This is a genomic window from Devosia sp. (assembly GCF_035944845.1).
Taxonomy (GTDB): Bacteria; Pseudomonadota; Alphaproteobacteria; order Rhizobiales; family Devosiaceae; genus Devosia_A.
Genome location: NZ_DASZAW010000140.1, coordinates 21086 through 36023 on the forward strand (window position 1 = coordinate 21086; position 14938 = coordinate 36023).

Here is a 14938-nt window from a genome sequence, read left to right on the forward strand (position 1 = left end):
TCACTATGGTCATGTCGAGTTCACTGCCGCCCGAGTTCGATCGTGGTGTGGTGACGACCGTACATCAGGGTGATTGCCTGGTGTCGAACGAAGTGGACCTGACCTTCTCGACAGTGCTTGGCAGCTGCATCTCGGCCTGCGTCCGCGACCGGGTGGCCAATGTCGGCGGGATGAACCACTTCCTCCTTGCCGAGCAATCCGCCTCGGCGGCGGATCGCTATGGCGCGTCGGCCCGCTACGGCGCCTTCGCCATGGAACAACTGATCAACAAGGTGCTGACGCGCGGCTCGGGCCGCAAGGGCAACCTCGAGATCAAGGTGTTCGGCGGGGGCAAGATCAACGGCGCGCTCGACGATATAGGGCTCAAGAATATCGAGTTCGTGCGCGAGTTTCTCGCCAACGAAGGCTACGAGATGGCCAAGGAAGATCTCGGCGGCACCTATGCGCGCCGGGTGATGTTCAAGCCGCATTCGGGCAGGGCCTTCGTCAAGCGGCTCGACAACGCCGCCAACGCCTCGATCGCCAAGGAAGAACTGGCCGTGGCGGCGAGCCGCCGCAGCGTCATCACCAAGCCGGTGGTCGACGACATCGAGCTGTTCTAAGACGGATTTTCACCGAGGGTTTGCCCATCCCCTTGCGCCGGCCGAGAGTTGGGTCCCAGCTGGGATGACACCCGGTGGTCGGGGAGAGATCCAAGGCCTCTTACCAAGGTCTTACACTCAGCCCGCCAAGTATAGATTTGATTAACCATTCCGGTTTTAGGGTCGCTGCGTGGGCCTGGGGAGGCCCCGACGGGGCTCGGTGATTCGTGCGGCGCTTTAATGTGGCGCTCATCGCTAATCTATGCTGGCTCGCTGCCGCGCTGGTTGCGGTCGGCGGCGTAATGCTGTTCGGCGTCGGCCTCGTGAGCGCGGTACTAGCGCTGATCGCTGCGGGCGGTGCGGCAACCGGCTCATTCGTCGTGGCTCGGCGCGCCGACCGCGCCTTCGCCACACGGCTCAGCACGATCGGGCAGGCCGTCGGAGTGCGGGCCGGCGAGGCGACCAGCCTCGAGGCCATTGTGCAGAGCCTCTGCACGCGGCTCGATCGGGCCTACAATTTCAAGGCGGCGTTCGGCAGCCTCAGGCAGCCGGCCGCGCTGGTCGATGGTGATGGCGAGATCCTCGGGGTCAGCACCGGCCTGGTACTGGTTGAACCGACAGCCGAAGAGGGTGGGCTGATCTCCGATGTACTGGGCGGCAGGGTGCTGCTCGAGGATATGGCCGAGGAAAGCATCGTCACCGTCGGCGACCGGCGCTTCGTGGCGGAGCGGCGCGAACTGGGCGGCGGGCGCTCGATCCTCGAGTTCACGCCGGCCGGCTACCACATCGCCGACGACGATTTCGATGCCTTCGTCACCGCGCTCTCCAACGGCCGCACCGGCTTCCGCTTCGACGACTGGGGCATGCAGCACTCGCCGGCGCTGAAGGCGCTGGGCGGCGCGCTCGAGCAGTTCGACAAGTCGGTGAAGGCGATCGGCCAGTTGCTGCGCGGCGAAGAAATCGATGCGCTGCTGCTGATGGGCGCCGGGGCGATGGCACCGGAGCTGAGGCAGTTCGAGCAGGATCTCAACGCCATCCTCGTCGAACGCGAGGAAGCGCTCTTGGCGCGGGCGCATCTCGAGGCCAAGATGGAAGCGATCCTCAGGGCCATCGATCGATACCGGGCCAGCGTCACCAGCCTCGCCGAACTTGCCGACCAGAGCCGCGTGGGCCTGACCGTGGCGTCGAACGCCATCGAGAAGGGACGCGCCAAGGCGCAGGCGGTGCGCGCGCTGGAGCGGCAGGCGGTGGCCCTGGCGGCAGATGCGGCGCTCGCCGTGCAGCGCACCAGCGCCTCGGTCGGCGGCGTGGAGAGCACCACTGTCGAGATCGACCGGATGGTGTCGAGCATCGAGGACGTGAGTTTCCGCACCAATCTGCTCGCCCTCAATGCGGCGGTGGAAGCGGCGCGAGCCGGCGAAAAGGGGGCCGGCTTCGCCGTGGTGGCGGCCGAAGTGCGCACCCTGGCGCAGGCGACGCAGAAGGCGGCGCGCGAAATCAAATCGCTGGTCGGCACCTCGCGGCGCGAAGCCAGCGCTTCGGTCGAACAAGCCGCGTCGCTCAAAAAGATTCTCTCCGGTCTCGGCGGACATTTAGAGAATCTAAGCAATGAGACCGACATGATTGCCGGTGCACTGGATGAGGGCAGCGGCGCCATCGCCCGGCTGGACGGCAGCGTTGCTGCGGTCGGCTCGGAAGCGGCGAAAGCCCTGCAACTCCCAGCACGGAAGCGTACGGCCTAGAACGGGCCAGGGGGCAGCATGGATCAGGGCGAATTTGCCCTCAGTGACCGCGAGTTCAATCGGGTCAAGGCACGCGTCTATCAGGAAGCCGGAATTTCGCTGTCGGAGGCTAAGCGCACCCTGGTGGTGTCGCGGCTCGGCAAGCTCGTCCGAGCGTTGCGGCTCAGCTCCTTCGACGCCTATCTCGATTATCTCGAGCGGCAGGGGACACCTGATGACGCGCAGGAATTCATCAACGCGCTGACCACCAACCTGACCCGGTTCTGGCGCGAGGATCACCATTTCGATCACCTCGAGGGCTATGTCCGCCAGTTGATGGCGCAGCGGCCACGGATGGGGGCCAATGGCCGGCCGAAGCTCAGGATCTGGTCGGCCGGCTGCTCGACCGGGCAGGAGCCCTACACCATCGCGCTGAGCCTCATCTCGGCGTTCCCGGAGCTGAAGCGCTGGGATTTTCGCATCCTCGCCACCGACATCGACACCAATGTGGTGGCCAAGGCTGCCGGCGGTATCTATCCGGAAGCCGAACTCAACGGATTGTCCAGGGAACGGGCCGCGCTGTTCGATCGCGCCGGCGCCGGGCTGGTGCAGATCCCGATGGCGGTGCGCGAGCTGATCGCCTTCAAGCCGCTCAACCTGATGCACAACCCCTGGCCGATGAAGGGGCCGTTCGACGCAGTGTTCTGCCGCAACGTCGCGATCTATTTCGACAAGAAGACGCAGGGCGAACTGTTCGCGCGGCTCGGGTCGATCCTGGTGCCGGATGGGTTTCTCTATATCGGCCACTCCGAAAACCTCGGCGCCGGCGGCGCCAATTTCCGCTTGGTCGGCAAGACCATCTACCAGGCGCGCGCACAGCAGAAAGCGAGGGACGCAGCATGAGAATCAAGGTGCTGGTCGTCGACGATTCCGCCCTCATTCGCGAGGTGCTGAGCCGCACGCTGGGCAAGGACGGCGACATCATCGTGGTCGGTACCGCCGAGGATCCGATCGATGCGCGCTCCAAGGTCAAGGAGCTCAACCCTGACGTGGTGACGCTCGATATCGAGATGCCCAACATGAACGGGCTGCAGTTTCTCGATAAACTGATGCGGCTGCATCCGCTGCCGGTGGTGATGGTCTCGACGCTGACCACCAAGGGGGCAAGCGAGACGCTGCTGGCGCTCGAACTGGGAGCGGTGGATTTCGTCGCCAAGCCCAATGCCACGCTGTCGGGCGGGCTCGATGCGTTCGGCGAGAACCTCCGCCAGAAGGTGCGCGCGGCCGCCCATTCCGACGTGAAGGGGCGCGCCATGAAGGCGCCGACGGCGAACGTCCCGGTGCGGACCGCGGCGGCGCCGAACGGTGCGCTGATCGCCATCGGGGCATCGACCGGCGGAGTCGAGGCGATCCGTGTGGTGTTGAGCCAGATGCCACCCGATTGTCCGCCGATCGTCATCGCGCAGCACATGCCGGCTGGGTTCACCAGCCGCTTCGCCGGGCGGCTCGATGAGCTGACCGAACTGAAGGTGGTGGAAGCCGAAGATCGCATGCCGCTGTTGCCGGGGCACGCCTATGTGGCGCGCGGCGACTTTCATTTGCGGGTGGAGCGCAGCTCCGGCCAGCTCAAGTGCCGGGTGACGCAGGACGAGCTGATGTCGGGCCACCGGCCGAGCGTCGATGTGCTGTTCGAGTCGGTGGCCAAGACCGTCGGCGCGATGGCGGTGGGCGCCATCCTTACCGGCATGGGCCGCGACGGGGCGCGCGGGCTGAAGCTAATGCGCGAGGCCGGGGCCTATACGGTGGGCCAGAGCCAGGCTTCCGCGCTGGTTTACGGCATGCCGCGCGTGGCGTTCGAAGAGGGTGCGGTGATCGAGCAGGCGCCGGTCGAAGCCATCGCGGCGCGGCTCGCCGCGGCGCTCACCCGCGTCAAATCCGCAGCATAACGCGGGTTCGGATTGAAGGTTTGGTAACGGAATGCACCTAGGGTTTTACGATACGCGACCCGGGCGTATTTCGGGCAGCTAGAAGGCGCAGCGTAACGATGCCGAAGGCAAGTGCAGTCAGTGTGATGATCGTCGATGACCAGCAGTCCATGCGGGGCATCTGCAAATACATCCTCACTCAGCTGGGTTTCACCAACATCGTCGAGGCCAAGTCGGGGCGCGATGCGCTCGGCAAGCTCGAAAAGAGCAGTGTCGACCTGATCATTTCCGACTGGAACATGGACGATATCGACGGGCTGACGCTGTTGCGCGTCATCCGCAAGCACCCCAAGACGCAGGGCATGCCCTTTATCATGGCCACCGGCCGCTCCGACAAGGAGCAGGTGAAGGAAGCGATCTCCTCGGGGGTCAACAACTACATCATCAAGCCGTTCGACGCGTCGACCATGAAGAAGCGCATCGAAGCGGTGATCGGCGTGCTGTCGTAAGCGCGTCAACTGCTTGCAGCAGCCATCAGGCCGCCCCCGGGGCGGCCTTTGCTTTTGGTGGATGAGATGACCCGGCACCACGCGGTGCTGGTCGAGCAACCAGCGCGGCGATCCGCAACCAAGGGCATCCGGCGCTGCAGGACAAGGCGCGCACGGCGGCCAAGTCGGATCTCAGCCGCGGTCGACAAGGACCGGGCCGAGTTCTGGTGCGGGGGCTGTCTCGGCGTTGCGCCACTTCTTCCGCTCGGAGCCGAGGGTAGCAGCCACAGAACGCCCCATGACATCGAGTTCGGCAAAGCTGCGGTGATAGATGGTCAGCAATGAAGAGGGCATCTGCGGGCCGTTTCTTCTTGTCGCAACACGCAGCGACATTCGCCCTGCAAATGCTGACCGCGCTACGCGACATTCCGTAATCAGAAATTAAGGCGCCGTGCCTAGTCTTCGCGGTGTTGTGCACGGGCCTTGGGGGGATGAGGCGACGTGAACAGCGGGAGCCGAATGCTTCCGTTTCGCTGCGGCAGGATTGCCGCTCCCCCGGAAGACCAATTACTTGGGGGATTTTTCGCATGGGTTGGCTTCCGAAATTCAAGATTGCCCAGAAACTGCCATTGGCAGTGGTGGGGTCGGCGCTGCTGGTGAGCGTCGGCGTTGGGCTCGGAAGCTATGTGATCGGTTCGGGCATCGTCGCCGACATGAGCGCGCGGCAGATGCAGACGGTGGCCTCGAGCCATGCCGACAAGTTCGCCACCTATCTCAAGACCATCGAAGCCGATCTCGTGAACAGCGCGGCTACCGACAGCGCGGTGAACGCAGCGCGCGATTTCGCCATTGCGTGGAAGAGCTTTGCCAAAGCCACCCCGCCCGGCGACCCGGTGGTGGTGCTGCGCGAGGCATTCATTACCAACAACCCGCATCCGGCGGGGCAGCGACAGCTGCTCGACATCAACGACAAGGGCCGCACCAATTACGACACCACGCATGACAAGGTGCAGGCGACCTTCCGCCGCCAGCTCGAACTGCGCGGCTATCGCGATCTCTACATGTTCGATACGGCGGGGAACCTCGTCTACTCGGTGATGAAGAACGACGACTTCACGTCGAACTTCGCCGAGGGCGGCGACATGGCCGACAGCGGGCTCGGGCGAGCGTTCCGCAAGGCGCTGGCGCTGACCGAGCGCGGGCAGGTGGTCTATGAGGATGCATCGGTCTATGCCATCGCCGGCTCGCCCGCGAGCTTCATCGCCACCCCGATCATCGACGTGCGCGGCAAGCTGATGGGGGTCATGGCGATCGAGATGCCGGTCGCCCCGATCAACCAGATGCTGCAGGACAACACGCAGCTCGGCCAGACCGGCGAGAGTTTTTACGTCGGCGCCGACAAGCTGCTGCGCTCGGATTCGGTGTTCTCCGAAGGCGACGACACGCTCAGCCTCGCCTACGACAACCCGGTGGTCGAAGCGGCCCTGGCGGGCAATACCGCCAATGGCGTCACCACCAACTATCGCGGCATGCGGATGCTGACCAATGCCACACCGGTCGAATTCAACGGCACGACCTGGGCGATGGTCACCACCATCTCGGAGGACGAGGCGTTTGCGCCGGTAGCGCAGCTGAGAAACACCATGCTGGCGATCGGCGCGGCGCTGCTGGCGCTGGCGGCTGTGGTGGGTTTGCTGTTCTCGCGCAGCATTTCGAAGCCGATCAGCCGTCTCACCGAGACGATGCGGGCGCTGGCCGAGGGCAAGCTCGACACCGAGGTGAAGGGCGCCGGGCGCAGCGACGAGATCGGCGACATGGCCAAGGCCGTGCAGGTGTTCAAGGAGAACGCGCTCAAGGTCACCGAAATGACCGAAGGCGAGCGGACGGCTTCGGTGCAGCGCCGGGTCGAACGTACCGCCATGATGCAGGAACTGCAGAAGGCCTTCGGCGAAGTGGTGGACGCAGCGATCTCGGGCGACTTCTCAAAGCGTGTCGAGGCCGAGTTCCCCGACAGTGAGCTCAACGCCCTGGCGCATGGGGTCAATGAGCTGGTGGCGACGGTCGACCGCGGGCTGATCGAGACCGGCGACGTGCTGTCGGCGCTGGCCCAGACCGATCTGACCCATCGGGTAAATGGCCAGTATAGCGGCGCCTTCGCCCGGCTGAAGGACGACACCAACGCGGTAGCCGAGCGGTTGACCGAGATCGTCGGGCAGCTCAAGGGCACCTCGCGTTCGCTGAAGACGGCGACGGGCGAGATCCTGTCCGGCGCCAACGACCTGAGCGAACGCACCACCAAGCAGGCGGCGACGATCGAGGAGACCTCGGCGGCGATGGAACAGCTGTCGGGCACGGTGCTGGCCAATGCCGAACGGGCCAAGGATGCTTCGAGCGTCGCGGCGACGGTGACCCGCACCGCCGAAGATGGCGGGCAGGTGATGCACCAGGCCACCGAGGCGATGGAGCGGATCACCCATTCGTCCGGCAAGATCTCCAACATCATCGGGATGATCGACGACATCGCCTTCCAGACCAACCTCCTCGCGCTCAACGCTTCCGTCGAGGCAGCGCGGGCCGGCGATGCCGGCAAGGGCTTTGCCGTGGTGGCCGTCGAAGTGCGGCGGCTGGCGCAATCGGCGGCCGGCGCTTCGAGCGAAGTGAAGGCGCTGATCGAGCAATCGGGGACCGAGGTTCGAGGCGGCTCGAAGCTGGTCGCGGAAGCGGCGCAGAAGCTCGAGGCGATGCTGGTGGCGGCGCGCTCGTCGAGCGAGCTGATGGATTCGATCGCGCGGGCCAGCCAGGAGCAGGCCTCGGCGATCGAGGAGGTGAACGCGGCGGTTCGCACTATGGACGAGATGACCCAGCATAACGCGGCGCTGGTCGAACAAACCAACGCGGCGATCGAACAGACCGAGGCGCAGGCCACCGAGCTCGACCGGATCGTCGAGGTGTTCCGCACTGGCGATACAGCGCCGGCCCGGGCTGCTGAACCGCCGGCCAAGGGGATCCGGGCGCTGCAGGACAAGGTGCGCACGGCCGCCAAGTCGTATCTTAGCCACGGCAATGCCGCGGTCGACAAGGACTGGGCCGAGTTCTAGGGGCTTTCAAGATTGGATTGCACCGGCCTGGTGGCTCGCCCGGTTTGGCCCACCCGCGGGTGGGGTGGTCGCAGTGGTTCAACTCATCGGTGAAATGATCCAGCCGCGGGACCGATGGCCCCGCGTAACGTCCAGAAGGGACAATGATGCGCAGACTCGCCCGGACCATAGCCGCCATCGTCATCGGTGCCGTGCCGCTCGCCGGTGGACTCTATCTGGGGTCGCAGACGACAGCCCAGATCGACGCGGCGCAGCGCGAGGCCGATGGGGTGCGCTATGCCGGGCTGGTGCTGCCGGAACTGGTGGGGCTCGCCCGGGATGGCGCGCTGCCGGCGGCCGATCCGGCGCTGGCCGCGGCAGCCCGGAGCGGCGATGCGACATTCGGTACGGCCTCGTTGTCACGGGCCTATGACGCGCTGAAGGCGGAACTGGGGGCCGGGGCGCATCCGGCAGCGGCGCGCCAGGCCGCGACCATGCTGGTGCAGCGCATCCATGACAGTTCCGGGCTCAGCGCCGACCCCAAGGCGGAGCAACTGCTGGAGGTGCCGCAGGCGGCCAACGCGGCGCCGCTGTCGCCGGCGCTGATGCAGGCAACACGCTATGCAGTGGCGGTGCAGCCGGCCGAGTTGGCGCGGCTCGAAGAGGTGCTGGCCGAGTTCCGGGCGGCGACCGCCGAGGGCGACGCGACGGCTGCGGGCAAGGCTTACACGACGGCAGCGACGGCGCTGGCAGACCAGGTGGCGACGGGCATCGCGGCGATCCCCGATGCCAAGGCGCGATCGGCTTTTGACTGGGCCGGGCTCGATGCGGCGCATGACGCGTTCCAGGACGCGGCGCTGGCGCTCGGCCAGTCCTCCGGCGCCGACATGCGGCAAGTGCTGGAGCAGCGGATTGCCGAGGCAGGAGCACGGCTCAACTGGATCGGCGGGGTCAGCGCCGTGCTGGCGCTGCTTGTCGGGGTGAGCGCCTGGTTCGGGCTTGGCCGGCTGGGTCAACGCTGGATTAAGGAAGCTTCCCTATCGTCGGCGGCAGGGATGAGCGGGGATGCCGGGCACGAAAGCCGCGGCGACATGGGGGCTAGAATGGCCACGACCTCTTCGCAGGGCAAGGGTGGGTTGACGCTCACCACGACGATTTCGGCAATGGTGTTTCTCGCCGTCACGGTGGCGATCGCCACGGTGCTGTTCGCGGTGTGGACGATGCTGGCCGCCAATACGCGCGACACCGCCGACCAGCGGCTCGCGGCGGATCTCCGGATCGCGGCGGCGATCCTCGAGGTGAACCTGCCCAACTCCGATATCTTCTGGAACGAGGCGGGCGAGCTCGAAAAGATCGAAGCCAAGGCAATGCCGAAATTCCGCAACCACGACCTGATCGATACGATCGGGCGGGTGACCGGCGATACGGCGACGCTGTTCGTGTTCGACGCACAAACCCAGGATTTCATCCGCAAGTCGACCACGATCCTCGACGACAAGGGCGAGCGCATCCTCGAGACGCCGCTGGCGCGCGACGGCGCGGCCTATCCGGTGGTGGTTGCCGGCGGCACCTACCAGGGCGAGGCCAATGTGCTCGGCGTGCCCTACTACGCCATCTATCGGCCGATCCAGAACCTCAACAACGAGGTGATCGGGCTGGTCTATGTGGGCATCCCCAAAGCCGAGATCGATGCGACCGCAAGCGAAGGCCTGCAACTGCTGGCGCTGGTCGGCGCGGTGGCGGTGCTGGTGATCGGGGCGCTCTCGGTGTTCGCGGCGTCGCGGCTGATGCGGCCGGTACCGGCACTGTCGAAAAGCATGCGGCTGGTGGCGAGCGGCGATCTCGAAACCGCCATTCCCTACACCAAGCTCGGCAACGAAATCGGCGCGATGGCGCGCAATATCGAGGTGTTCCGGGCCAATGCGCTCAAGGTGCAGGAGCTGACCGAGGACGAGCGGCTGGCGCTGGAGCAGCGCCGCGCCGAACGGGCCGAGATGATGCAGTCCCTGCAGCAGAGCTTTGGCGACGTGGTGGATGCGGCGACCTCAGGCGATTTCTCGCGCCGGGTGGCGACCCGCTTTGCCGACGAGGAACTCAACCGGCTGGCGGGCAGCGTCAACACGCTGGTCGAAACGGTCGAGCGGATCATCGGCGATACCGGCGCGGCGCTGGCGGCGCTCGCCGATACCGACCTGACGCACCGCATCGAGGGCGGCTACGAAGGCGCGCTCGGGCAGTTGCGTGACGATACCAACGAGGTGGCGGAAAAGCTCAGCCAGATCGTGATGACGCTGAAGCAGACCTCGCGCTCGCTGAAGACGGCGACGGGCGAGATTCTCTCGGGCGCCAACGACCTCAGCGAGCGGACGACGCGGCAGGCGGCGACCATCGAGGAGACCAGCGCGGCGATGACGCTGCTCGCCGACACGGTGCGCGCCAATGCCGAGAAGGCCGAAGATGCGCGCCACGTGGCCGAAGACGTCAGCCGGACCGCCGAGGCGGGCGGCGCGGTCATGCAACAGGCCAATGTGGCGATGGAGCGGATCACCCAGTCATCGGCGAAGATTTCCAACATCATCGGCATGATCGACGACATCGCCTTCCAGACCAACCTGTTGGCGCTCAACGCTTCGGTGGAAGCAGCGCGGGCGGGGGAGGCCGGCAAGGGCTTTGCCGTGGTGGCGGTCGAGGTGCGGCGGTTGGCGCAATCGGCGGCGCAGGCCTCGAGCGAGGTCAAGGTGCTGATCGAGCAATCGGGCGCCGAGGTCAAAGGCGGCACCAAGCTGGTGGCCGAGGCGGCTGACAAGCTTGAAACCATGCTGACGTCGGCGCGCCGTTCCAATGCGCTGATGGCGGCGATCGCCGCCGACAGCCGGCAGCAGGCGGGCTCGATCGACGAGGTCAACGCCGCGGTGCGGCAGCTCGACGAAATGACGCAGCACAATGCGGCGCTGGTCGAAGAGATCAACGCGGCGATCGAGCAGACCGAAGCGCAGGCCGGTGAAGTCGACGGTATTGCCGACATCTTCACCGTCGAGCCCAGCGCCGGCGGCCAGAGGTCGCGGGCAGCCTGACGGCGCCGTTTCGTGCAACTTGCAAGAAACAGAGGTTCCCGCTTTCGCGGGAATGACTCCGTGGTTCGTTGCGCTGCCGGGGGGTAGGGCGGCCGTGGCCCCTTTCGGTCCTTATTCACCGGGTCATCCCCGCGAAAGCGGGGACCTCCGTTTGGCGATGGCGCCACGAGCAAGAAGGCCGATGTTTTGCCCCTGGAGACATCGCCATTTGACGCGATGTTAACGCTGACATGCTGTGATCGCGAGTGAGACGCAGGACGCATTTCAGTTCGTCGACACTCCAGAAGGACTACGACCCCTCCATGCCCGCCAAGACCAAGTTCAAGCTCCCGTCGCTCAAGCTTCGGGGCTCAATCATTCTTGCCGCCGCCGCCATTTTCACGGTCGCGATCGGCGCATCGCTTTATTATGTCGTTACCAGCAACCGCGCCCAGGACCTGGCGCAGGCCGACGAAGTGGTCGGTGGGCTGGCCGAAACGCAAGCCGAGTCGATCAAGACGTTCCTCACCGGCTTTGCGGTGGCGGCCGATTCGACGGCGCGCACCGCCGAAGCGCTGCTCGCCAACCACGACACGTCGCCGACCACTTATGGCACGATCGTCACCAAGCAGCTGGCGAGCCTGCCGGGGGCACTGGGCGTCTACATGATGTTCTCGCCGGAGTCGGCGCTCTATGCGCGGCCGACCTTTGCCGGCTCGCATTTCCTGATCAGCGGCAACCATGTCGGCATTCTCGCCGAGAACAAGGCGGACGGCACGATCGGCTATGGTTCGCTCGACAGCCCGGCGGGCTTCGACAGCTGGTTCACCGGACCGCTGAAGGCGGGTGTCGCCGCAATCTCGGGGCCCGACAATATCGAGGGCAAGCTCTACACCAGCTTCACCAACATCATCAAAGATCCGTCGGGCAAGGCCGTCGGCATGAGCGGCGTCGCCTTCGACTCGGCGGTGCTGGCGCAGAAACTCGGCACGGAGCCGCCGATGGGCAACGGCTTCATGGGCATCATCAACCAGCGCAATGTCTGGGTGCTGAACCCCGATCCCAAGCTGATCGGCACCGAGGTGACCGAGCCCTGGGCAATCGAAGCGCTGACCGCCATGGCCTCTTCCGACACTTTCTCGTCGACCGGCGAAGCTGCCGGCCAGACCTGGAAGATGAATGCCCGCAAGGTTGACCTGCCGGGCGCCGATGCGGCGTGGACGGTGGTCGTCGCGGTGCCGCAGGCGACATTGCTCGCCGATTCCGAGGCGCAACTCCTCAACCTGCTGATCGGCGGCGTGGTGATCTTCGCGCTGGGTCTGCTGGCCTTTGCCTGGCTCGGTGCTGCGATTGCCAAGCCGATCAGCAAGATGACCGGAGTGATGCGCAAGATCGCCGATGGCGACTACAGCGTCGAAGTGCCGTTCGGGGCGATGCGCAACGAAATCGGCGACATGGCGAAGGCGGTCGAGGTGTTCCGCGAGAACGGCCTGAAGGTGGCCGAGATGACCGAGGCGGACGCCGCGCGGATCATCCGCGACCAGGAGGCCCGCAGCGCCATGATGGCCGAACTGCAGAAGGCTTTTGGTCAGGTGGTGGACGCGGCGGTGGCCGGCGATTTCTCGCGCCGGGTGGAGACCGAGTTCCCCGATCGCGAGCTCAATGCCATTGCCGGCTCGATCAACAACCTCGTCGCCACTGTCGATCGAGGCCTCGGCGAGACCGGTGAAGTGCTGGCGGCTTTGGCCGATACCAACCTCACCAAGCGGATGGAAGGCCAGTATGAGGGCGCCTTCGCCCGGTTGCGCGACGACACCAATGCGGTGGGTGACAAGCTCAGCCACATCGTCGGGCAGCTCAAGGAAACCTCGCGCTCGCTGAAGACGGCGACCGGCGAAATCCTCTCGGGCGCCAACGATCTCTCGGAGCGCACCACCAAGCAGGCAGCGACGATCGAGGAAACCTCGGCGGCCATGGAGCAGCTCTCGACCACGGTGCTGCAGAACGCCGAGCGGGCCCGCGAGGCGAGCGAAGTGGCGAGCACCGTCACCCGCACCGCGGAAGAGGGGGGCCAGGTGATGGGCGACGCCAATGCGGCGATGGAGCGGATCACCCAATCCTCCGCCAAGATTTCCAATATCATCGGACTGATCGACGACATCGCCTTCCAGACCAACCTCCTGGCGCTCAACGCCTCGGTGGAAGCGGCGCGGGCCGGCGATGCCGGCAAGGGCTTTGCCGTGGTGGCGGTGGAAGTGCGGCGCCTCGCGCAGTCGGCGGCCAGCGCCTCGAGCGAGGTCAAGGCACTGATCGAGCAGTCGGGCACCGAAGTGAAGACCGGCTCGAAGCTGGTGGCCGACGCGGCCGCGCGGCTCGTCGCCATGCTGGAAGCGGCGCGCTCGAGCAACCAGCTGATGGACGGCATAGCGCGCGACAGCCGCGAACAGGCTTCGGCGATCGAAGAGGTGAACACCGCGGTGCGCCAGCTCGACGAGATGACGCAGCACAATGCGGCGCTGGTCGAGGAGACCAACGCCGCGATCGAGCAGACCGACGGGCAGGTGAACGAGCTCGACCGGATCGTCGACATCTTCACCATCTCGGGCGCCGCGCCGCAGCGGGTGGTGCAGGTGGCGCCGCCGGCGCGCGGCATCAAGGGCCTGCAGGAGCGGGTGAAGAAGGCCGCGAGCTCGTATCTCAGCCAGGGCAGTGCCGCGATCGACAAGGACTGGGCGGAATTCTGATCCGCCAGATGCCGCCGCGTCGGGGCGGCTTAATTCTAAGCCGCCCGCGGTAACCCTGACATCAGGTGTCAGGTGATCCATGCGAAACCCTCTCCCCACGTTACAGGGAGAGGGTTTTGTTGATGACCCAGACACTCGAGCTCGTCACCTTTCGGCTCGCCCGCGGCAGCGGCCAGCAGTTCATCGACGCCAATGCGGCGATCAGTGACTGGCTGAAGCGGCAGCCCGGATTCGTGTCGCGCCACCTCGCCGAACGCGACGACGGCAGCTTTGTCGACATCGTGTTCTGGCAGACGCATGAAGCAGCACTGGCGGCCAGCGGAAAAATCATGGAAGAGATGGCCCAGAGCGAGGCCATGACCATGATCGATCCCATGGGCCTCGAGATGAGCCATGGTACAATCCGACTCTCGGTCGACTGAAATGGTCGCCGACCTCCTGCAGATCGTGCGGTCCTTCCCGCAGCCCGTCGCCGACCTCGCCCAGCAGCTTGCCCTGACACTGCTTTCGGTGCGGCCGGATCTCGACGCCAAGGCGCGGCTGGGCTGGGGCTCGGTCAACTATCGGCATCCGACGGCGGGGTTCGTCTGCGCCATCTTTCCGATGGAGGATCATGTGTCGCTGGTGTTCGAGCATGGCCGGCAGCTGAGCTCGCCGCTGCTCGAGGGCGACGGCAAGCAGGTGCGGTTCATCCGGTTCGAGCCGGGCACGCCGATCCCCGAAGACGAGATCGCGATCCTGCTTGCCGAGGCCATTGCGCTCAAGGCGTGAGCCGTGCAGAAAACCTCCGACGATTGGTTCGGAGATTTCCCCATGGCGCGTATCGGGCTCGTGGCGCATGACGACAAGAAGGACGAACTGGTCGCCTGGGCAAAGCTCAATCGCGACAAGCTCGCTCTGCATGAGCTGTGGGGCACCGGTACCAGCGGCGGACGGGTCACCGACGGCACCGGCTTGCCGGTTACGCGGCTGCTGAGTGGGCCGCTGGGCGGCGATGCGCAACTGGGCGCGATGATCGCCGAGGGGCGGCTCGATGCGCTGATCTTCTTCCAGGATCCGCTGACCGCCATGCCGCATGACGTCGATATCAAATCGCTGACGCGGCTGGCGACGCTCTACAACATCCTGTTGGCGCCAAACCACAGAACGGCCGACGCAGTGCTCGCGGCGCTTTGACCGTCTGGTCAAAGTCTCCACAACCCTATAATAGCCGCCCCCAATCGAAACGCGGTGCTTGGTTGACCGGTGTTTGTGCATATGCGCAGATGACCGCAAAACCGGCACAAGCCGCGAAGAAGAACGATTTCATCAGGACGGGGGCGGGGTGTCCTTCGACGCAGTCATCGACG

At 65.6% G+C, this 14938-nt stretch carries 12 protein-coding genes; 11 read left to right on the forward strand and 1 reads right to left on the reverse strand.

All coding sequences use genetic code 11. The annotated features are described in order from the left end of the window. Window positions 1-11 precede the first annotated feature (11 nt). The 5 genes from VGV07_RS26845 (at window position 12) to VGV07_RS26865 (ending at window position 4736) form a co-directional block, all read left to right on the forward strand. Window positions 12-602 carry a hypothetical protein gene (locus VGV07_RS26845; RefSeq protein WP_326871803.1) on the forward strand — a complete coding sequence of 197 codons (591 nt, stop codon included), beginning with the start codon at window positions 12-14 and terminating at the stop codon, window positions 600-602. Window positions 603-823: 221 nt separating this feature from the next. Next, complete coding sequence (locus VGV07_RS26850; protein ID WP_326871804.1) at window positions 824-2323, forward strand: methyl-accepting chemotaxis protein; 1500 nt, start codon at window positions 824-826, stop codon at window positions 2321-2323. An 18-nt stretch (window positions 2324-2341) separates the two neighbouring features. Continuing rightward, window positions 2342-3205 (forward strand): protein-glutamate O-methyltransferase, encoded by an 864-nt coding sequence (locus tag VGV07_RS26855; RefSeq protein ID WP_326871805.1) that lies wholly within the window; start codon window positions 2342-2344, stop codon window positions 3203-3205. Continuing rightward, window positions 3202-4248 (forward strand): chemotaxis response regulator protein-glutamate methylesterase, encoded by a 1047-nt coding sequence (locus tag VGV07_RS26860; protein WP_326871806.1) that lies wholly within the window; start codon window positions 3202-3204, stop codon window positions 4246-4248. The genes VGV07_RS26855 and VGV07_RS26860 overlap by 4 nt, the downstream gene beginning before the upstream one ends. A gap of 98 nt (window positions 4249-4346) precedes the next feature. Continuing rightward, window positions 4347-4736, forward strand: a complete 390-nt coding sequence (locus tag VGV07_RS26865; RefSeq protein WP_055886854.1) for a response regulator — start codon at window positions 4347-4349, stop codon at window positions 4734-4736. A 171-nt stretch (window positions 4737-4907) separates the two neighbouring features. On the opposite strand, the gene VGV07_RS26870 is transcribed toward VGV07_RS26865, so the two are convergent. Beyond that, the gene (locus VGV07_RS26870; protein ID WP_326871807.1) at window positions 4908-5069 is read right to left on the reverse strand and encodes a hypothetical protein; all 162 of its coding nucleotides are present in this window, start codon (window positions 5067-5069) and stop codon (window positions 4908-4910) included. A gap of 233 nt (window positions 5070-5302) precedes the next feature. Between VGV07_RS26870 and VGV07_RS26875 the strand changes: the two genes are divergently transcribed. The 6 genes from VGV07_RS26875 to VGV07_RS26900 all read left to right on the forward strand — a co-directional run bounded on the left by VGV07_RS26875 (window position 5303) and on the right by VGV07_RS26900 (window position 14765). Then, window positions 5303-7813, forward strand: coding sequence for a methyl-accepting chemotaxis protein (locus VGV07_RS26875; RefSeq protein ID WP_326871808.1), 2511 nt, complete (start codon window positions 5303-5305; stop codon window positions 7811-7813). Window positions 7814-7956: 143 nt separating this feature from the next. Beyond that, the gene (locus VGV07_RS26880) at window positions 7957-10866 is read left to right on the forward strand and encodes a methyl-accepting chemotaxis protein (protein ID WP_326871809.1); all 2910 of its coding nucleotides are present in this window, start codon (window positions 7957-7959) and stop codon (window positions 10864-10866) included. 302 nt (window positions 10867-11168) lie between these two features. Next, window positions 11169-13589 (forward strand): methyl-accepting chemotaxis protein, encoded by a 2421-nt coding sequence (locus tag VGV07_RS26885; protein WP_326871810.1) that lies wholly within the window; start codon window positions 11169-11171, stop codon window positions 13587-13589. 122 nt (window positions 13590-13711) lie between these two features. Further along, window positions 13712-14011 (forward strand): hypothetical protein, encoded by a 300-nt coding sequence (locus tag VGV07_RS26890; protein ID WP_326871811.1) that lies wholly within the window; start codon window positions 13712-13714, stop codon window positions 14009-14011. 1 nt (window position 14012) lies between these two features. Further along, on the forward strand, window positions 14013-14360 hold the full coding sequence (locus VGV07_RS26895; protein ID WP_326871812.1) for a DUF1801 domain-containing protein: 348 nt from the start codon (window positions 14013-14015) through the stop codon (window positions 14358-14360). 42 nt (window positions 14361-14402) lie between these two features. Continuing rightward, window positions 14403-14765, forward strand: a complete 363-nt coding sequence (locus tag VGV07_RS26900; RefSeq protein ID WP_326871813.1) for a methylglyoxal synthase — start codon at window positions 14403-14405, stop codon at window positions 14763-14765. Window positions 14766-14938: the final 173 nt, after the last annotated feature.